The sequence below is a fragment of the Streptomyces oryzae genome, from assembly GCF_017676365.1.
GTDB lineage: Bacteria > Actinomycetota > Actinomycetes > Streptomycetales > Streptomycetaceae > Streptomyces > Streptomyces oryzae.
In genome coordinates this window covers 13,414-31,226 of sequence record NZ_JADKMA010000033.1, presented here as the reverse complement: position 1 = coordinate 31,226, position 17,813 = coordinate 13,414, and the positions used below count along the sequence as shown (strand labels likewise).

At 68.3% G+C, this 17,813-nt stretch carries 17 protein-coding genes and 1 pseudogene; 9 read left to right on the top strand and 9 right to left on the bottom strand.

What is annotated here, in order from left to right:
- Window positions 1–3 precede the first annotated feature (3 nt).
- Together ITI46_RS09190 and ITI46_RS09185 are read left to right on the top strand one after the other, a co-directional pair.
- A complete protein-coding gene (locus ITI46_RS09190) occupies window positions 4–681 on the top strand; it encodes a VOC family protein (protein ID WP_209238946.1) in 678 nt (225 codons plus the stop codon).
- A gap of 57 nt (window positions 682–738) precedes the next feature.
- Complete coding sequence (locus ITI46_RS09185) at window positions 739–1,221, top strand: iron chaperone (protein ID WP_209238945.1); 483 nt, start codon at window positions 739–741, stop codon at window positions 1,219–1,221.
- Window positions 1,222–1,882: 661 nt separating this feature from the next.
- Here the strand turns inward: ITI46_RS09185 and ITI46_RS09180 are convergent.
- The 3 genes and pseudogenes from ITI46_RS09180 to ITI46_RS09175 all read right to left on the bottom strand — a co-directional run bounded on the left by ITI46_RS09180 (window position 1,883) and on the right by ITI46_RS09175 (window position 4,376).
- Window positions 1,883–2,614, bottom strand: a complete 732-nt coding sequence (locus ITI46_RS09180; RefSeq protein WP_209238944.1) for a dienelactone hydrolase family protein — start codon at window positions 2,612–2,614, stop codon at window positions 1,883–1,885.
- A gap of 655 nt (window positions 2,615–3,269) precedes the next feature.
- Window positions 3,270–3,368, bottom strand: a pseudogene (locus ITI46_RS34715) (transcriptional regulator); the annotation flags it as partial.
- Window positions 3,369–3,986: 618 nt separating this feature from the next.
- A complete protein-coding gene (locus tag ITI46_RS09175) occupies window positions 3,987–4,376 on the bottom strand; it encodes a MerR family transcriptional regulator (RefSeq protein ID WP_209238943.1) in 390 nt (129 codons plus the stop codon).
- A 58-nt stretch (window positions 4,377–4,434) separates the two neighbouring features.
- Between ITI46_RS09175 and ITI46_RS09170 the strand changes: the two genes are divergently transcribed.
- The 3 genes from ITI46_RS09170 (at window position 4,435) to ITI46_RS09160 (ending at window position 6,514) form a co-directional block, all read left to right on the top strand.
- Complete coding sequence (locus ITI46_RS09170; RefSeq protein WP_209238942.1) at window positions 4,435–5,337, top strand: NAD(P)-dependent oxidoreductase; 903 nt, start codon at window positions 4,435–4,437, stop codon at window positions 5,335–5,337.
- Window positions 5,334–5,759: a PPOX class F420-dependent oxidoreductase gene (locus ITI46_RS09165; protein WP_209238941.1), complete on the top strand. Its 426-nt coding sequence runs from the start codon at window positions 5,334–5,336 to the stop codon at window positions 5,757–5,759. Before ITI46_RS09170 ends, ITI46_RS09165 begins: the two co-directional genes overlap by 4 nt.
- A gap of 329 nt (window positions 5,760–6,088) precedes the next feature.
- Window positions 6,089–6,514 carry a hypothetical protein gene (locus ITI46_RS09160; protein ID WP_209238940.1) on the top strand — a complete coding sequence of 142 codons (426 nt, stop codon included), beginning with the start codon at window positions 6,089–6,091 and terminating at the stop codon, window positions 6,512–6,514.
- A gap of 431 nt (window positions 6,515–6,945) precedes the next feature.
- Here ITI46_RS09160 and ITI46_RS09155 read toward each other — a convergent pair whose 3' ends face one another.
- Window positions 6,946–7,095, bottom strand: coding sequence for a hypothetical protein (locus tag ITI46_RS09155; protein WP_209238939.1), 150 nt, complete (start codon window positions 7,093–7,095; stop codon window positions 6,946–6,948).
- Between the two features lie 116 nt (window positions 7,096–7,211).
- Between ITI46_RS09155 and ITI46_RS09150 the strand changes: the two genes are divergently transcribed.
- Window positions 7,212–8,009, top strand: a complete 798-nt coding sequence (locus ITI46_RS09150) for a thymidylate synthase (RefSeq protein ID WP_209238938.1) — start codon at window positions 7,212–7,214, stop codon at window positions 8,007–8,009.
- A gap of 273 nt (window positions 8,010–8,282) precedes the next feature.
- Here ITI46_RS09150 and ITI46_RS09145 read toward each other — a convergent pair whose 3' ends face one another.
- Window positions 8,283–8,876 (bottom strand): TetR family transcriptional regulator, encoded by a 594-nt coding sequence (locus tag ITI46_RS09145; protein WP_209238937.1) that lies wholly within the window; start codon window positions 8,874–8,876, stop codon window positions 8,283–8,285.
- Window positions 8,877–8,963: 87 nt separating this feature from the next.
- On the opposite strand from ITI46_RS09145, the gene ITI46_RS09140 reads away from it, so the two are divergent.
- Window positions 8,964–9,842, top strand: coding sequence for an SDR family NAD(P)-dependent oxidoreductase (locus tag ITI46_RS09140; RefSeq protein WP_247745707.1), 879 nt, complete (start codon window positions 8,964–8,966; stop codon window positions 9,840–9,842).
- A 292-nt stretch (window positions 9,843–10,134) separates the two neighbouring features.
- On the top strand, window positions 10,135–10,719 hold the full coding sequence (locus tag ITI46_RS09135; RefSeq protein ID WP_209238935.1) for a dihydrofolate reductase family protein: 585 nt from the start codon (window positions 10,135–10,137) through the stop codon (window positions 10,717–10,719).
- A 502-nt stretch (window positions 10,720–11,221) separates the two neighbouring features.
- Here ITI46_RS09135 and ITI46_RS09125 read toward each other — a convergent pair.
- From ITI46_RS09125 to ITI46_RS09110, 4 genes are all read right to left on the bottom strand, one after another.
- Complete coding sequence (locus tag ITI46_RS09125) at window positions 11,222–12,760, bottom strand: NAD(P)/FAD-dependent oxidoreductase (protein ID WP_209238934.1); 1,539 nt, start codon at window positions 12,758–12,760, stop codon at window positions 11,222–11,224.
- 160 nt (window positions 12,761–12,920) lie between these two features.
- Window positions 12,921–14,648 carry a cytochrome bc1 complex cytochrome b subunit gene (gene qcrB / locus ITI46_RS09120; protein WP_209238933.1) on the bottom strand — a complete coding sequence of 576 codons (1,728 nt, stop codon included), beginning with the start codon at window positions 14,646–14,648 and terminating at the stop codon, window positions 12,921–12,923.
- Between the two features lie 372 nt (window positions 14,649–15,020).
- Window positions 15,021–15,959: an RNA polymerase sigma-70 factor gene (locus ITI46_RS09115; RefSeq protein ID WP_209238932.1), complete on the bottom strand. Its 939-nt coding sequence runs from the start codon at window positions 15,957–15,959 to the stop codon at window positions 15,021–15,023.
- 138 nt (window positions 15,960–16,097) lie between these two features.
- Window positions 16,098–16,841, bottom strand: a complete 744-nt coding sequence (locus tag ITI46_RS09110; protein WP_209238931.1) for an SDR family NAD(P)-dependent oxidoreductase — start codon at window positions 16,839–16,841, stop codon at window positions 16,098–16,100.
- Window positions 16,842–17,398: 557 nt separating this feature from the next.
- Here ITI46_RS09110 and ITI46_RS35760 point away from each other — a divergent pair.
- Complete coding sequence (locus ITI46_RS35760) at window positions 17,399–17,719, top strand: sigma factor-like helix-turn-helix DNA-binding protein (RefSeq protein ID WP_307808102.1); 321 nt, start codon at window positions 17,399–17,401, stop codon at window positions 17,717–17,719.
- Window positions 17,720–17,813 lie beyond the last annotated feature (94 nt).

Sequence of the window (17,813 nt, the reverse complement as noted above, 5' to 3'; positions counted from 1 at the left end):
GTCATGGCAACCACCGCATCCACCACGTCCATCGTGTCCGTCGCATCCGTCACCCTCGAGGTGGCCGACCCCGAGGCCGCCCGCCGCTTCTACACCGCCTTCGGAGTGGACACGCACATACGCCTGCGGGCGTCCGAGGCGCCCTCCACCGGATTCCGCGGCTTCACCCTGGCGCTCACGGTGTCCCGGCCGACCACCGTCGACAGCTTCCTCGGTGCCGCCGTGGATGGCGGCGCCACGGTGCTCAAGCCCGCCGCGACGTCGCTGTGGGGCTACGGTGGCGTCGTCCAGGCCCCGGACGGGTCGATCTGGAAGGTCGCGACCTCGGCGAAGAAGGACACCGGCCCGGCCACCCGCGAGATCGACGAGATCGTCCTCCTGCTCGGCGTCGAGGACGTGAAGGCCGGCAAACAGTTCTACGTCGGCCGGGGCCTGACCGTGGCCAGGAGCTTCGGCGGCAAGTACGCCGAGTTCGCCTCCGACGCCTCCAGCCCCGTCAAGCTGGCGCTGTACAAGCGCCGCGCCCTGGCCAAGGATCTCGGAGTCCCCGCCGACGGCACCGGCTCGCACCGCATCGTCCTCGGCAGCACCGCCGGCCCCTTCACCGACCCGGACGGATTCGCCTGGGAGGCCGCGACGTCGCTCACCCCCGCGCCGTCCGCGGCGCCTGCACTCTCCTGACCCGGCCCGGCACTCCCGCACCGACCCACGTCATCCCTGTACGAGAGGAAACCTGCCATGCAGTCCACGACGTCCTCCGCCGGCAACTCCGGCACGGCCGCTGAGCAGTACAACGGATTCACCGCCGAGGAGCGGGCCGCGATGAAGGAGCACGCACAGGAGCAGAAGAAGGCCGCGGCACGGCGCGGTTCGCGGGCGGAGAAGGAAGCGGCAGCGGAGCGCGACGTGCTCGCGAAGATCGCCGAGATGCCGGAAGCGGACCGAGTCCTCGCCGAGCGGATCCACGCCATCATCAAGACCGCCGCTCCGGACCTCACGCCCAAGCTCTGGTACGGGATGCCCGCCTACGCCAGAGACGGCAAGGTCCTCTGCCACTTCCAGAGCGCGCAGAAGTTCAAGTCGAGATACGCCACGCTCGGCTTCAGCGATCAGGCGGCATTCGACGACGGCGCCATGTGGCCGACCGCCTACGCCCTGAAAGAGCTGACCGCAGCCGACGAACAGCGCATCACCGCGATCGTCGAGAAGGCGATGGGCTGAGGCGACCCCGGTGGTGCTTGGCGTCCGTCGCGGTCGATCCCGTATTGGCCGACCTCGCCGCTCGCATGGAATCAGCTTGCGTGGGCGTAATTGGTCTTCCTCACCTTGGCGCATGGTGGCCGGCACGCCCTTGCCGGCCGGGTGGGTGGAAGAGGCGGGAACGCCCTGGCCGTGGCTGATCTTGATGCTGAGCTGGGAACGGTCGTCCGCGTCCTGCGCGCCGATGTCTTGTGCTCCTTGATGCAGCCAGCCGGGGTGCAGCCCTTTCGTCAAAGTCGGGGCGGGCGGCCTTGGTCTCAGACGGCACATGGTCTTTGCGTCGGCGGGCTCGACCGCCAGCGGCGCGGCGAAGTTCCGGGTACATGCAGCTTCTTGCCCGGGACCGTCGGCCGCAACATGCTCGGCTCGCCCGCCCGGCCTTCCCGCGCCCCGGCAATGCCGGGACCGCCTCGGCGATCCAGCGCAACTCCTGACTCGCTGACAGCCCTTCGACGGCACCTCCCCGGGGCCTAGCGGTCCCGGCACAGCAAACCTGCTTCTTTGGGTCGCTGCGGGCAGCCCATCAGGGGGTGCAGCTGTGTGGCGCGACACGAGCGGTTCGCAGGACGCGCCGATCGAATCTGGATGCCGATCGGCGCGTCGGTGACCGCAGGCGGCCGTATCAGGCGAGGTGCCGGGAGAAGAATCCCAGCGTGCTGTCCAGCTCGAATGCCGGCATGTCGCCGTGTTCGCCGGGGTTGGCGTGGAGCGTCTTGTCAGCCGAGGCGAAGGCATCGAAGAGCGCCAGGCTCTGGTCGCGCGGCACGCGCTCATCGTCCCATTGCATCAGGAACTCCACCGGGACGGTGATCCGTGCGGCGTCTGCGGCCGAGGCCAAGGCTCCGCCAAGGCCCAACACGGCAGCGCGCACCCGGGGTTCGGCGGCGACGAAGGGAACGCCGAGTCCGCATGCCAGCGACACCCCCCAGTAGCCCACCGGGCCGGCGCCGACGTGATCGAGCTGCTGGACCGCGTCCAGAACCATCTGCCATTCCGGAACGGTCTGGCGGGCCACGAGGGCCTGGAATGCGGCGATGAGCGGTGCCGGCTCTTCTCCGGCCTCCACACGGGCCTGGTTCTCGGTCGCGATGCGGTTGTACTCCTCGACCACAGGCCGGTCACCATGGCCCGGAACGTCGACCGCCACCACGGCAAAACCGCACTCGGTCACGAGACGCCGGGCAAGGCCCAGGATGTCGGGGGCTTTCTTGTGCTGACCGCCGCCGTGTCCCATCACGATGAGGGGACGCGTACCGGCAGCACCTTCCGGCGTCCACAGAACGCCGGGAATATCGTTGAGGACGAAGAGCCGTTCGCAGACGCCGTCAAAGGACGTCTCAGAGGTGAAGTGCACAGCGTTGCAAGCCTTTCGGGGCGCCTTGCGGGCACTCCCTGGGCCATGCGGGGGAGGGAAGCCCGACCTGTCACAGCGTTGATCGGTCTCACCTCCCAAGTTCGCATCCATGCACGGCGACACCGAAAGTATCACGAGGGTCTTCGGCCAGGTCCGATCAGGGTTGCCGCTGGAGCGACTCGTCCGAAGGGTAGTCGGGGGAGGGGAGGACATCCTGTACCGCGACCGAGTGGCTGGAGCACAGCGTCACCGATTGCAGCTCGGGCAGGCGGCCGGAGAGATGATGTCCGAGAGCTTCGAAGAGAGCACCGACCCTGGGCGGCAGGCTCAGGACCTTTCCCCGCACCGGTGCCCTCAGGCGCCGGCCGACCCTCGCCATAAAGGGCGCCCCCCCAGGCTCCGCTCGCTGCGGTCACCGGCTCGCGAGCGAACGTCAGCCCAAGTTCATCGGTGGCGGCCACACCAGCCCGGAAAGGACGCTGCCGCCCGGCGAGCCCGGACGGCAGCATCCATCGCGACGAAGCCGAGTTACTCCTCGCCCTGCTCCGCCTCGGCCTCTTCCAGCAACTCCTGCTCGTGCAGGCTCAGCTCAGCCGGCGGGTTGTTACCCCCCACACCTACAACGTCCGATGAGCCCATGGTGATCCCCTCCGGCGCGCCGTCCGCCGCGGGCGGCGGTGTAGACGAGGGTGCACAGCATCTGTGCGTAGGCGGCGGCTGAGGCGTCAGTGCGCAGGCCGGTCGCCTTCACGTCGGCGACGTCCGGTTCCAGCTGGCCGTGGACGGGGCGACGACGTCACTGCGACTGGACGACGAGATCCCGCTGCCTCCCACCACCCCGGCACCGTACCCGCGCCGGACGCCCAGCGTCTGAACAGGCCTGATGACACTGGTCCCGCTGGGCTGAGCCCAGCGGGACATCTGCGTCCATCAGCGCCGCTCGATCCTGAAGACCAGGGGAGTGCCACCGGCCGCTATGAGCCCGACGAATCAGCCCTGCTCACACCAGAGGGCTAGCCCCGCAAGTCCCAGTTCTCCCAGGAAGGGCGAAGGCGGGGGGACGGACAACTGGTACACGGCCACGACCAAGGCGTGAACCGACCGCGAAGGTGCGACCGGGCCCTCTATCTTCTGTCACATCGCAGGTCACAGCACTACTGTCAAGCGAGGCCGACAGCATGGCCTCATGAGGCTCGTGGGATGGGTCCGCGTCAGCACCGGCCGTCAGCTCAACGGCTACAGACTCGACGTCCGGGAGAAACAGGTACGGCAATGGTGCCGCCGGCCGGCCACCGACTCGGCCGCACCATCTACCGCGACGAGGGCCGCTCAGGAACCCTCGAATGCCGACCGCGTGGTGCGGAGGCAGGGTTCATCCGGTGGCGCACGTTGACGGTGCGAACGCGTCGGTGTTCTGTTCGGTGACGCGGATGTAGGCGTCGAGCGCTTCTCGTGAACGGGTCAAGGTGTCGATCTGGCGGTCGAGCTTGCTCCGGCGCTGACGGAGTGCGGTCAGAAGCTCCACGCACGGCTCGAGGTCCGGTGTCACCCCCCGTACGCAGGGTTGCAGGAATGCGATCTCCTCGGTCGAGAGCCCGGCCTCCAGCAGCTTGCGGATCTGGGTGACCGTCGTCACGGAGTCTTCCCCATAGTCCCGGTACCCGTTGGCAGCTCGTGCCGGCTCCAGAAGCCCTTGGGCTTCGTAGTAGCGCAATTGGTGCGCCGGCACTTTGGTCCGCCGGCTGAGCTCACCGATCAACATGCGGATACTCCCGACCGTTCTTGACCTTCATACCGATATCAACGTTGAAGATACCGGCATGACCAGTTCAGAACACGATCACGCAGGATCCGATCAGGCTGGATCGGTGACCCTCCTCGGCCTGGGACTGATGGGGCACGCCCTGGCCGGCACGCTCCTGGCCGCGGGGCACCCGACGACGGTGTGGAACCGCTCCACTGACAAGGGCACGGACCTGATCAGCCGCGGTGCACGCCGGGCGGACTCGGCAGGCGAAGCGATCACAGCCGGCTCCCTCGTCATCGTCTGCATCACCGACAACAACGCCGTCCGCGAGCTTGTCCGACCACTCGCCGCCGAGCTACGGGGCCGCACGCTCATCAACCTGACGTCCGGGTCATCGAGCGAGGCCCGCGACCTCTCCGACTGGGCCGCCCAGCACGAGATCGCCTACCTCGACGGGGCAATCCTGGCTGCCCCTACGGGCATCGGCACCTATGAGGCCGCCATCCTCTACTCCGGCGACAAAGACGCCTTCGACCAACACAACCCCACGCTGCGGAAACTGGCCACCCCGACGTTCCTCGGCAACGACCCGGGCCTCGCTGCACTCCACGATGTCGCTGTGCTGGGCATGATGTGGAGCATCCTGAACGCCTTCCTCCACGCCGCCGCACTCCTCCAGTCGGCAGGGGTCTCCGCAACCGCACTCACTCCGGTCCTGCAAGGCGGCATCGCCACCACCGCCGGATGGCTCGCCGGCTACGCCGAGCAGATCGACACCGGCGTCTTCCCCGGAGACGACTCGACGATCGCCACCCACCTGGCCGCCATGACTCATCTCGTCGACGAGAGCAGCGCCCATCGAGTCAGCACCGACCTGCCACTTCAGATCAAGGCGGTCGCCGACCGTGCCATCGCCGAAGGGCTCGGCCAGTCGGGATACGCCGCGATGATCAGCCAGTTCCGGAGCCCGGAATGAGCCAAGACAGCCTTCGGGGACTCCTGGCTGCCGGCTCACTCGGCATACTCGCCACACTCAGGTCCAACGGCAGGCCCCAACTCTCTCCAGTCCAACCCAGCTACGACCCGGTCAACGACGTCGTCCTGATCTCGACCCGAGAGGGACTCGCGAAGACCCGCAACTTTCGCAGAGACCCACAGGCCGCGCTCGTGGTCACCAGCGGGGACGGGCGCGCCTGGGCCACCGCCGAGGGCGTCGTCACGCTGCACGGTCCCGGCACGGCGCCTGACGATCCTGCTGTCGAGGCACTGGTCAACTACTACCGCACCGCAGCCGGCGAGCACCCGGACTGGGACGAGTACCGCCAGGTGATGGTCGCCGACCGGCGGGTCCTCATCGAGCTGCACGTTGACCACATCTACGGCGACAAGATCGCATGAACTCCGCGCATTCCCGCGCAGCGTGACAAAGAGACACGCGCGTGCCCGTCGTCGGCCGCCGCCCTCGTGTGGTGTTTCGAACTCTGCCGCGGGTGTGAAGGGTCCTGGTCCGCTGTCCTGGTCTGCCGAGGACCGAACGCCTCATCGGCACGAACGGTGGCGGCCCTGACAGGTGTCAGTGCGAAAGGGCCGGGGCCGGAGTGCAGAGTGGGACACATCCACCGCCCGAGACGAGTGGTCGGCGAGGGCGGTGGGAGTGACAGCGGCCACGGGGGCTGGGGGAAGCACTTGCCCGCTGTGGCCTACGAGCCCAACCCATGGGGGAGAGCATGTTCCGATCCGTACGCAGGACGGCCGTCGCCGCGACCCTGCTGGCCGCCGTCGGTGGCCTCGGGGCCATCGCTGCGCCCGCCAACGCTGCACCCGCCGGCACCGGGTCAGCCACGGCAGGCGACGTCTCGGCGAAGTCCATCGACCGCTGGGCCTACTGCTCGGTCGCTCCGGCCGGATCCCTCGTTCTGGACTACGACACCATCAACGACGACCCCGCCGACACGAGCGTCTGCTGGAGCGGCTCCGGCCGGGCGGCCAACCCGGACCAGCACGGGGAGCTCCGCCAGGTGCACACCGCCAACAACCGCGGCTCCCTCCACCTGAAGACCGCAGGGAAGGAGTGGGACCTGCCCTTCAACCGCAACGAGACACACAACATCCCTCAGGACACCGTCCTGCTGGGACTCTCCATGAACGAATGAGCAAGTCCGGGGCCGGACCGTCCGACTAGTGACCACCACGATGCGGCATGGCCGGGCGGTTCGCCCCGCGGAAGGCCGGGGCCCGGCGGGTCCCGGCCTTCCCGCCCTTGGCAGCCGAGCTGCCTGCCAAGGTTCGGGAATCCCGAACCTCTGATCCGGGTGCTTGCTCCATCGCCGGCTGACCCGCGGTTCCGTAGCGTCGTGGGCATGGTGAACGCGCACAGCGAACGGCATGGGGCCGCCCCGCGTCCGGCCACGTGTGAACGAGCGTCGGGCACGGCGTGCACGCAAGGGGCGGATGCAAACCGGCGGCCAGGAGCGGGTCGTGCCTGCATTCTTGTCGCTGCCCGGCTACGTCGGCCACGCCCACGCCGTCACGCGCTCGGCTTGGGGCGATACCTAGGACTACCGCACTACCGCACCGTGTGCCGCTATGCGACCAGCAACGGCTGGGCCGCCGGCACCACCCGCACCGAAGCCGTCGTACCGCCCCCAACGAGACCGCAGACCTGGCCGCCCTGCACGCTGCCGCCCAGGAACACACCGGCCGGCCCGTCCGGCTGGCTGTCCGTCGAGCGCAAGGCGATCCACCGGCCGCAAGGGCCCGGCCGGGACGCCGGCGCTCCCCTGCACCGGCTCCGCCACAGTGCCCTCACACACGACGCCCGCCTGTTGGCGGCCAGTAGACTCGACAGCCGTGGCGGACACCCAGTACGAAGACCTGTTGCGGCTGGTACTCACCTCCGGGACGGCCAAAGCCGACCGGACGGGCACCGGCACCCGAAGTGTTTTCGGGCACCAGCTGCGCTACGACCTCTCGCAGGGGTTCCCGCTGATCACCACCAAAAAGGTGCATCTCAGGTCCATCGTGTACGAATTGCTGTGGTTCCTGCGAGGTGACTCGAACGTCGAGTGGCTGCATGAGCACGGCATCACCATCTGGGACGAATGGGCCGACTCGAACGGCGACCTGGGGCCGGTCTACGGCGTACAGTGGCGTTCATGGCCCGCTCCGGACGGCAGGCACATCGACCAGGTCAGCGAGGTTCTCGACACTCTGCGCCGGGATCCGGACTCCCGCAGAATGGTCGTCTCCAGCTGGAACGTCGCTGAGCTGGGCAAGATGGCTCTCGCGCCGTGTCACGCCTTCTTCCAGTTCTACGTCTCCGACGGCAAGCTCTCCTGCCAGCTGTACCAGCGCAGCGCCGACCTGTTCCTCGGTGTCCCGTTCAACATCGCCAGCTATGCCCTGCTCACGCACATGGTGGCGCAGCAGGTCGGCCTCGAACCGGGTGACTTCATCTGGACTGGAGGCGACTGCCACATCTATGACAATCACGTCGAGCAGGTGGCCGAGCAGCTCTCGCGCATCCCGTTCGGGTTCCCCCGACTGCGTCTGCGTCAAGCCGACTCGCTTTTCGAATACGCCTACTCCGATGTGGAAGTGCTCGACTACGAACACCATCCAGCCATCAAAGCTCCGGTCGCGGTGTGAACGTCGGGCTGATCCGGGCGCAGAACGCCGTCCCGTGCTGATGGGGCGCAAGACGCGGGGTGGGATGGCTGCGTGCACGGGCGGATCCGCATCGGCGGATGACGGCGGCGATCGCGTCGACCCCTCTCCTGACCCCGCCCTGGCCGCTCCTCCCGGGAAGGGCTGGTTTGCGGCAACTCGATGGCTGGGAGCGTGGCGCACCAGTGAGGGCACGTCCCCTAGTTGTTGCGGGGGAGGACGCAGCCAGCAGCCAGCAGCCAGCAGGCAGCGCGATCACGCCTGTCGCAGGTTCGGGTCTACGTGGAGCTGACGGAACCCCTGCTCCAGGAGAGCTGAGCGTTTCGCCTTCCCGTCTGATCGCACCCACTCGCTGGACACGGCGTCGAGCACTGCGGTGGCGGCGTTGGTGAGCAGGTCCGCGGTGTACGCGTCGATATCGACGCCTGGCCGCCCTTGGAGTGCGTCGCTGACTCGCCGGCGCCATTCTGTTCGGCGTTGGTGGAGTCTTCCGACCAGTGCGGGCGTGGCTTCGATGAGGCGGAGCGTTGCGAGCACCTGCTCGCTGGCATGGATCTCCTCCTGCCAGGCCCCAAGGACGTGCTGCAGGCACTCCCATGGCCCTTCCTCGGCAGGCCGTGCAGCGATGTCGGCAACCACCTTCTCTCCGGTGAGGTCGACGCCGTCGAAGACGACGTCTTCCTTGGTGGCGAAGTAGCGGAAGAAGCTGCGTTTGGTCATGCCGGCCGCTTGAGCGATGTCTTCGACGGTCGTGTTGTCGAACCCCTGGCGGACGAACAGGCCGATGGCCACCTCGGCAATCTCTGCCCGTACCGCTCGGCGGGTGCGTTCGCGCAGTCCTTCTCCCATGCACCAAGTCTACTTTGCGTCATCGACTGTCTATAGTGTCACCGAGTGACAGATACCAGATACCAGATGGGGAATGGAGTGGTGACGATGGAAGGCAAGACCGTCCTGGTGACCGGCAGCACCGGGGGCATCGGTAAGGAGACCGCGCGCCAACTGGCGGGGCTCGGCGCCGGCGTCATCCTCGTCGGCCGCGACGAGAACCGCGCCGACGCTGCTGTGGCGGACCTCCGCCGCTCCAGCGGGAACGAAAGCGTCATGGCGATAACGGCCGACATGTCCCGGCTCCGCGATGTCCATCGCCTCGCCGAGGAGGTCGGCACCCGGATCGGTGGCGTGGATGTGCTGATCAATAACGCCGGAGCGACCCGATCCCACCGCGAACTGACTGAGGACGGCATCGAGACGGCGTTCGCGGTGAACGTGGTCGCGCCGTTCTGCCTTACTCACTGGCTGATGCCGGCCCTGACGGCCTCGGGGCCGGCCCGGGTCATCAACATCACCGGCGGCATCCCGCGGGGACGGATCGACCTGACCAACCTGCAGGGCGAGAAGTCCTATGTCGGGTTGTCGTTCTACAACCAGACCAAGCTGGCTCAGATGGCGATGAGCTACCGCTTCGCGCAGGAGCTCGAGACGACGCGAGTGACGCTGAACGTCGCCTATCCCGGGCACGCCTACACCTCGATGAACAAGAACCTTGCCACCAGCAGCTACCCGCCGCCGGCCCGCCCGATCGTGCCGCTGCTGCGGCTCGCGATGCCCGTCGTGTACGGGCACCGGGCGCTGCTCAGGGCCACGCGCTCCAGCGTGTACCTCGCCTCCAGCCCCGAGGTTCAGGACACCCACGGCACCTACTTCAACAGCAAGGCCGCCCCCACCCCGTGGCCCGCTGCGGTCCTCGACGAAACCACCCGCAACACCATCTGGGAGCTGTGCGCGACACAGCGCGACCGCCTGACGACGTGACACCCGCCACCGACGAGAACGGACGCGTCCATGGCAGATCGCAACGCCCCCTCAGCCCTGAGGGGTTAGGTCCCCGGGCAGCCGGCGAATCCGGCTGACGCATCGCAGCAACTCGGCCACGCGTCCAATGACCTTCACCCACTGGTTCCCCGCCGCTCCTCGGCCGACAGCGCCGGCGTGTCAAGCCGATGAGTTTGCCTGTTGCCTGAAGTCTTCCTTGTGACATTCCCGCCCCGCCTGCGGATCAGGAAGCAGCGGGTCCCGCTGCCGTGGAGAAGTAATGGAGGCCAGGATGACCAATCCCATTCGGCTGTACATGTCGATGTCGCTCGACGGCTACATCGCCGGGCCGGACGATCGGCCAGGTCAGGAGCTCGGACGCGACGGCGGACGGCTTTTCAACTGGCTCGACGATCGGGAGTCCGACGGTCCGAGCGGCCAGGTCTTCCGCGAAGCGCTGGCGACCGGCGCGGTGATCTCCGGCCGTCGGACCTTCGAACTCGCCGGGCGCTGGCAGGGCGACCACCACGACGGCGTGCCGATCTTCGTCCTCACCCACCAGGTGGCCGACGGGGACGTACCACCCGGCCACGCGCGTTTCGTCACCGATGTCGAGGAGTGTGCCCGCCAGGCTCGCGCAGCCGCCGGGGACCGGCCGGTCATGGTCCATGGGGCGGGTGCGGCCCAAGCGCTCCTCCGCGCCGGGCAGATGGACGAGATGGAGATCCACCTGGTTCAGGTCCTCCTCGGAGACGGCCGAAGGCTGTTCGACCATCTGGGCGGTGACCACATCGAACTCGACCTCGTCCGACGGCTCGAGGACCGAGATGTCACGCACCTGCGCTACCGGGTGCGCCGACCCGAGATGACAGTGTGAAGACGCTCTTGGTCGCCTACCGCGTCACCGACCTGGACCGCTCGCCCGGTTTCCACACCGCCCTGGGCTACGTCGAGCTGGGCAACGCCAGAAGCCGAGATGTGCCGTAGAACTGGCAGGCCGTCTCGAACGACGCCCATGCCGCTCGCATGTCCTCGTCCAGGCGGGGCCTCGACCGACCCCAGGACGACGGGCCGCGCCGACGTTAGAGTCAGCGTCACCTCCAGGTGAGCACAAAGGCGGCGGACAGCACGGGATCCGCGCTGCTGCAGAGCGGACAGCGGTTGTCCCGGGCTGCTGATCACTGGCCGGCGTCGGAAGCGGCGAGGTGACCTTCCGGTACTTGTAGCACTCAGATCTGCTCGTCGGGCTTCTATGCGCACGCCAGACGAAACCCGGACACCGGACGGACGGTGCAGTGTCGACGTCAGCGAGGGACCACCGTGGCTGAGGTGCAAGGGTCGTCGACCGGAGTGGACATGGTGCTCCTTGAGGCGGTCGGTCACCTGATGGTGGGGGAGGAGCTGGGACGGTGCAGGGCCACCCCGGTGCCTACGGCGGGCTGACCGTGGGGGTGTTCGCGGAGCGGTGGGGTGTCTGGGCGACCGGTTTGACGTCTGGCGATCCTTGCCGTGTTCGGGCCGTGGGTGGAACTGGGCGGTCCCGCCGCGACCGGGGCGCGCGGACCGCGCAGCGCGGCGCGCACCACCGCAGGCCGCAGCGCCGCCGAGGGCGCGGCGGCGTTCTGGAGCTGCTGGAGCAGCAGGTTCGCCGCAGCCCGTTCGGTGGCCGCCGCCGCCGCGATCCGGGCCGCGTACCGTCTGCCGAGTCGGGCCCGCCAGCCGCCCGCCCGCGGATCCTGCTCACCGTGCGCGGCACGCAGCGCACGGGTGCTCGCCTCCCAGACGGGGGAGAGCCGATGGGCGATCGCCCTGCGTACGCGATAGCCGAGGCCCACGGCTGTGCCGTGTGCGGCCAGCAACTGGTCCAGGACCAGGGCGCAGTGCACGGCGACCGTCATGCCCTGGCCGTGTGCCGGGTCGAGGGCCACGACGGCGTCACCCACGACGAGGAACTGGTCCGGCCAGCGGCGCAGTTTCTCGTAGTGCCGCCAGCGGTTTCCGCTGGGGCCGCAGCTGTAGACCGGGCCGAGCGGCGTTGCGGCCTGGAGGACGTCGTGCAGCAGCGGATCGCGCAGTGCGCCCGCGGCACGCAGCAGCCCGGTGTGGTCGGTGGGCGGACGGGAGCCGTCGCCGGAGCACACCGACACCGACCAGCGGCCGCCCTCGACCGGGTTGAGCATGCCGCAGGCCGGGTGGCCGGGGGCGGGCGTCAGCAGCAGGCTCTTCCAGTCCGCGACATGGCCTACCGGCGGCGCGAACACAGCGGTGGCGAAGGCGGTGCGGGACTCCACGGTCGTATCACGGGGCGGTACGTAACCGAGTTCGGCGAGCCACTGGGGTGCGCGCGAGGCGCGACCGGTGGCGTCCACGACGAAGTCGGCGACGAGCAGGCGTCGCTCCCCCCATCCGCCGGGCACGCGGCGGTCGCGGCCACGCACCCACACGCCGGTGACGGTGTCCTGCTGGCCGGGCTCCAGCAAGACGGCGTCATGCTGTTGCAGGAAGGTCACTTTCGGGTCGGCGCGCAGCCGGTCGCGTATCAGCGCGTCCATGAGGTCGCGGCTGGCGCTGAGCGACGACAGATTGCTCTCCGCGCGGGGCAGCCAGCCGGCCGGGCCGAGCAGCAGCACGTCTTCAGTCATCCGCACCACAACCGCCCCGGCGTCCGCCAGTTCCCCAAGGATGCCGGGGAACAGCAGCTCCAGGCCATGCTGGGCGGCGGTGGTCAGGCCGTGAGTGTGCCGCGCCTGGGGCACGCCGCGGCGCCGCCCGGCCCCGCGCGGCACCCAGTCGCGTTCGACCACGGTGACCCGGTCCATGAAGTTGGCCAGGGCTCGCGCCGCGGTGAGCCCGGCGAGGCTCGCGCCGATGACCACGGCATGGCCGTGGCCGTCGGCAACGTGCTCATCCAGCGTCATCTCACCCACCCTCCTCCCCGTACGTCCTGCGTTCTCTCTCCGGCGGAGGCCGTTCGCGCAAATCCGCCTGCCGCCGAGACGGCTGGGCATGACGTCGACGGCTTTCGCGACAGCCCGGTGCACGCCCGGCGACGGCAAAGGGGCAACTCTGCCTTGCCGGTCAGTTCAGTGACTGGTCCGACTCCTGGTCCACCGCAGAGCTGCGCTGCGCGCCGATCGCCGCGTGGCCGCCTGACGAACCGGGACCGTGGGGCGCGTGGTCGCCGTGCTCCAGGGCCCCGTGCTCCAGCTCTTGCGCCGTCGGCTTGGCGATGTTTCCGCCGTAGAGCCAGCGGCTGAATCTGTAGCGCAGCATCTGCTTGCGGTACCCCGGGTTGCGCACGCCGTCGTGCTCCGCCCGCGGCTTCGGGAGCGGCTTGTAGTCCTCCCTGGCCAGCAGGGTGTACTCGTGCCAGCGGTCCAGCGGCTCGTGCACCTCGACGAACTCGCCGTGCGGCAGCCTGCGGATCCGCCCGGTTTCCCGGCCGTGCAGGAGCTCGTCGCGCTCCCGCCGCTGCAGGGCGAGACATATCCGCTTGGTGATGATGTACGTCAGCGCCGGGACTACGAAGAAGCCGAACCGCACAGCCCAGGTGATGGCGTTGAGCGACAGGTGGAAGCTCTCGGCCAGGACGTCGTTGGCGCCGCCGAAGAACAGCACCAGGTACAGCGAGACGAACGCGATGCCGAATGCGGTCCGCGTGGGGTGGTCGCGGGGCCGGTCCAGCAGATGATGCTCCCGCTGGTCACCGGTGACCCAAGCCTCCAGGAACGGCCACAGGGCGATCACGAGCATCATCACCGTCGGCAGCACGACGGCCGGGAGCAGCACGCCCATGTTGACGGTGTAACCGCCGGGCAGGACGAACTCCCAGGCCGGCATGGCGCGCAGGGCGCCCTCCAGGAAGCCCATGTACCAGTCGGGTTGCGAACCCTGCGAGATCTGTTCGGCCCGGTAGGGGCCGACCCTCCACACCGGATTGATCTGGGCAATGCCGGCGAGGAGCGCGAGCAGGCCGGTGACCAGGAAGAAGAAGCCGCCGGCCTTGGCCGTGTAGTGCGGCAGCAGAGGCTGGCCGACCACATTCTGCTCGGTGCGCGCGGGGCCTCTGAACTGGGTGTGCTTGTGGTAGAAGACCAGGATCAGATGGACGGTGACCAGGGCGAGGATGATGCCCGGCACCAGCAGGATGTGGAAGCTGTAGAACCGGCCGATCACGTCGTGGCCCGGGTACTCGCCGCCGAACAGGAACATCGCCAGGTATGTGCCGACCAGCGGAATCGCGAGGGTGACCCCCTCAGCGATGCGCAGACCGGTACCGGACAGCAGATCGTCGGGGAGCGAGTACCCGAGGAAGCCCTCCAAGGTGACCAGGACCAGCAGCATGAAGCCGATCAGCCAGTTGGCCTCGCGCGGCTTGCGGAACGAGCCGGTCAGGAAGTGCCGGAGTGTGTGGATGCACAGGGCGCCGATCATGATCAGGGCCGACCAGTGGTGCAGTTGCCTGATCAGCAGGCCACCACGCACGTCGAAGCTGATCTCGATCGTCGACTCGTAGGCCCGGGACATAGGGACGCCGTGCAGCGGGGCGTGCGTGCCCTCGTACACGACCTCCGTCATGCTCGGGTCGAAGAACATGGTGAGCCACACGCCGGTGAGCAACAGCACGATGAAGCTGTACAGCGCGATCTCACCGAACATGAAGCTCCAGTGGTCGGGGAAGACCTTGCGGATCAAAAACCGGAAATTGTAGATTCCGAGCCGTCCGTCCGCCCAGTCGGCAATCCGGACACCCGCCGACGGCGCATCGGTGCGTGCACCCGCTGGTGCTGTTTTGGTCGTACTCATCTCTGCGAACCAACCGACTCACGGAAACCGCAGGCGAATGAGGGCGAGGTGCGCGCCATCCGCACCCGAACGGGGAGGGTGCCTGCGAGGAGCCGGGCACCCTCGTCGACCCCGTCGCGCCGACATTCTTGCGGCGGCGAATCGGGCGGACACTCCACCAGTTTGAATTCGAATTCGCTCCCCGTCAGGAGCGGCCTCACTCTCACCTGGTCCAGCTCTGGTCCAGCCGGGACGATGCCGGCAAACGAGATCAAGGGAATCCCTCTTTTCTGGAATTGAATCCGAGAGTTACCACTTCATGCGTCACGCCTGCCCTGCGCAGGACAGGCTTTGACCGGCACGCGGGGGCGGCTGCCGGGCCGAGCCCTTCGGCTAGCCTTCCTGCTCCCGCCGCGCCGCGCGGGCTGCGCGGTTGGCCTCCCGGCTGACCGCCCACGCGTCCGCTACCGGCCCGATATGCGCCAACTTGTCGGGGTTGGTCACCGAACGGATCGTCTGGATCTGCCCCTCGCGGACGTCGAGGACCATGGCGGCCAGGACCTTGCCCTCCCGGTCGCAGAAGATCGCGCCGGGCTGGCCATTCAGCTCGTGCGGCTGCCACGTCACGTCGATGCGCACCAGCATCGGGAAGTACGCAGCGAACAAACGGGCCACGTTGTCGGCGCCCATGATCCCCCTGGCCAACTGAGGACTCTTGCCACCGCTGTCGCCGACCATGGACACATCCGCGGCGAGCAGATCACGCAAGTCATCGACGTCGCCTTCTCGGAGCGCGTTGAAAAACCGCTCCGCCAGTTTGTCTCGCTCGCGTTGGTCCGCGTCGAAGCGCGGTCGGCCCTCCTCCATGTGTCGCCGAGCCCGTACGGCCAGCTGTCGACACGCCGACTCCGACCGGCCCACCGCAGCAGCGATCTCCTCGAAGTTGAACGCGAAGACCTCACGCAACACGAACACCGCACGCTCCAGCGGGCTGAGGCGTTCCATGAGCAGCAACGCAGCCATCGACAGCGAGTCAGCCAACTCGGCCGAGCGCTCGGGATCCTGGTACGGGTCGCTCAGCAGCGGCTCAGGGAACCACGTGCCCGTGTAAGCCTCTCGCCGCACCCGTGCCGACTGCAGTACGTCGAGGGCGACTCGGGTCACCACCGTTGACAGGTATGCCTTGGGCGACTCGGTCCGGGCCTCAGAAGCTTCCCAGCGCAGCCAGGTCTCCTGGACGGCGTCCTCGGCCTCGGTGACACTACTGAGTATCCGGTAGGCGATCGAAAACAGCAGTGGCCGAAGCTCCTCGAATGTCCGTGCCCGGTTCACGACCGATCCTTCCTCTTCGCCTTGCAGTTCGTTCTGGCGCTGTCGGCACCGTGCCCGCTCCCGAAACAGCAGCGAGGCTCCGTTCCGCACCATCTCCGGCGGTCCGGCGCTACGGGCAGCCGATCCACACGCCGAGAATCACCATCCAACGGGACCGAGACGGTCGGTGAACGTCCCGCTCGGCCCGTCCGGGCCGAGCGTCGCCAGGCGAACGATCGAGTCGGTGCCCTCGGTGACCGTGAGCGCGCCGGTGTGCTTGTTCATGTCGGTCGCGGCGAACTTGCGGTTCGCGACCTCCCCGGGCGTGACGACGTTGAACTTGATCCTCGGAAGCGCCTGCGCATACCGAACGGTGATCATGTTCAGTGCCGCCTTGGAAGTGCTGTAGGCAAGCTCGTGCATCTTCGAGACCGGCTGTCCCGGGTCGGTCACCACGCTGAACGAGCCGCCCGCACTGGACACCATCACCACACGCGGGTTCTCCGCCGCTTCCAGCAGCGGAAGGAACGCCTGCGTGACCCTGACGGGTCCGTACACATTCGTGTCGAAGACGGGGTGGAGGTCCTCGGCCGTCGCGTCCGCAGGCGGCACGAGGCTCCCCGGGGTCCCGGCGTTGTTGACCAGCACGTCGAGCCGGTCGGTGTGCGCACGGACACGCGCGACCGCAGTCATTACCGACGCGTTCGACGTCACGTCGAGCGGAACCATCACCACATGGACGCCGTCGGCGAGCAGCTTGTCGGCTGCCGCGCGACCACGGTCTTCGTCACGCGAGCCGAGGAAGACCGTCCAGCCCAGTCCGCCGAGCCGTCTGGCCGTCTCGAGACCTAGTCCCTTGTTGCCTCCGGTGACCAGCACCGAGGTCTTCGTCGTGTTCGTCATGCTTCCTGAGACGAAACACCCTGCGCGGCTGTGACATGCACTCATGCCTTGTGAGCGGCCTCACACGCCCCGTCGGGACTTCATCCGGTGCAACGAGACGTACCGTATCGTCTCGACGCATCAGCAGGCTGGACCATGTCCAACCACCAAGAGGGGCAGAAAGGCTTGAGGCGCGACCGAGCCAACACCCTGATGGCCGCCGGTGGGGCGGTCCGCTGGAGGCGGACCACCTTGTCGGCGCCGGCGATCGGCCGCAGCACGGCGTGCTTCACGCCGCCGCCGTCGCCCATGTGGACGACCTCAGACGCGAGCACGTCGAGCAGGCCCTGCGGGTCCCCTCGGACTCGGCTCGTGGCGACCCGGGCTCTGGGCGACCCGTCCGACGGCCGGCGCCTCTGCCTTGATGGCTTCCAGAGCCTTCCGGCGTCCGGCTCCACCCTTCATCTTGTGCAGCAGTGCAGCATCGCGTTCTGCGTCGTCATGAACACTGGCCCGGGAGCACATAAGGCTCACCCGCGGTCGGCGGAGCTGACCGACTCGCGCCGCCGCATGTGTCCATGGCTGTCCTGCTTCTGCTGGAGCGGTTGACCCTGCTGCAGCGGGCGGTGTTCGTGCTGCGCGAGGTGTTCGGGTTTGGCGACCCGGACATCGCCTCGGCGGTGGGCCGCTCGGAGGCGGCGTGCCGCCAGCTCGCGGTGCGGGCGCGTCGCCACTTGGACGTGGGCCGGCCGCGGTTCGAGGCCCGCCGGCGTGAGCGCGAAGAACCCTCTGAAGGGTTCCTCGATGCCCTCCGCGAGGGGAGCGTTGACAGGTTGCAGGAACTGCTCGCCGCTGATGTCCGCATGGTCGCCGACAGCAGCGGCAAGGCCCTGCGGTGAGCCGAGGGCATCTTCGGCGCCGACCACGTCTCCCAGCTACTCGCCGCCCTCCCCCTCCCGCGTTCTCCCGGACCGGCGGCCACGTGGAACCGCG

What these genes read in the sequence shown, in the direction of transcription:
- ITI46_RS09190 (WP_209238946.1), top strand. Translation starts at nt 4, where the DNA reads ATGGCAACCACCGCATCCACCACGTCCATCGTGTCCGTCGCATCCGTC.
- ITI46_RS09185 (WP_209238945.1), top strand. Translation starts at nt 739, where the DNA reads ATGCAGTCCACGACGTCCTCCGCCGGCAACTCCGGCACGGCCGCTGAG.
- ITI46_RS09175 (WP_209238943.1), bottom strand. Translation starts at nt 4,376, where the DNA reads ATGTTGATCGGTGAGCTCAGCCGGCGGACCAAAGTGCCGGCGCACCAA.
- ITI46_RS09170 (WP_209238942.1), top strand. Translation starts at nt 4,435, where the DNA reads ATGACCAGTTCAGAACACGATCACGCAGGATCCGATCAGGCTGGATCG.
- ITI46_RS09165 (WP_209238941.1), top strand. Translation starts at nt 5,334, where the DNA reads ATGAGCCAAGACAGCCTTCGGGGACTCCTGGCTGCCGGCTCACTCGGC.
- ITI46_RS09160 (WP_209238940.1), top strand. Translation starts at nt 6,089, where the DNA reads ATGTTCCGATCCGTACGCAGGACGGCCGTCGCCGCGACCCTGCTGGCC.
- ITI46_RS09145 (WP_209238937.1), bottom strand. Translation starts at nt 8,876, where the DNA reads ATGGGAGAAGGACTGCGCGAACGCACCCGCCGAGCGGTACGGGCAGAG.
- ITI46_RS09140 (WP_247745707.1), top strand. Translation starts at nt 8,964, where the DNA reads ATGGAAGGCAAGACCGTCCTGGTGACCGGCAGCACCGGGGGCATCGGT.
- ITI46_RS09135 (WP_209238935.1), top strand. Translation starts at nt 10,135, where the DNA reads ATGACCAATCCCATTCGGCTGTACATGTCGATGTCGCTCGACGGCTAC.
- ITI46_RS09125 (WP_209238934.1), bottom strand. Translation starts at nt 12,760, where the DNA reads ATGACGCTGGATGAGCACGTTGCCGACGGCCACGGCCATGCCGTGGTC.
- qcrB (WP_209238933.1), bottom strand. Translation starts at nt 14,648, where the DNA reads ATGAGTACGACCAAAACAGCACCAGCGGGTGCACGCACCGATGCGCCG.
- ITI46_RS09110 (WP_209238931.1), bottom strand. Translation starts at nt 16,841, where the DNA reads ATGACGAACACGACGAAGACCTCGGTGCTGGTCACCGGAGGCAACAAG.
- ITI46_RS35760 (WP_307808102.1), top strand. Translation starts at nt 17,399, where the DNA reads ATGGCTGTCCTGCTTCTGCTGGAGCGGTTGACCCTGCTGCAGCGGGCG.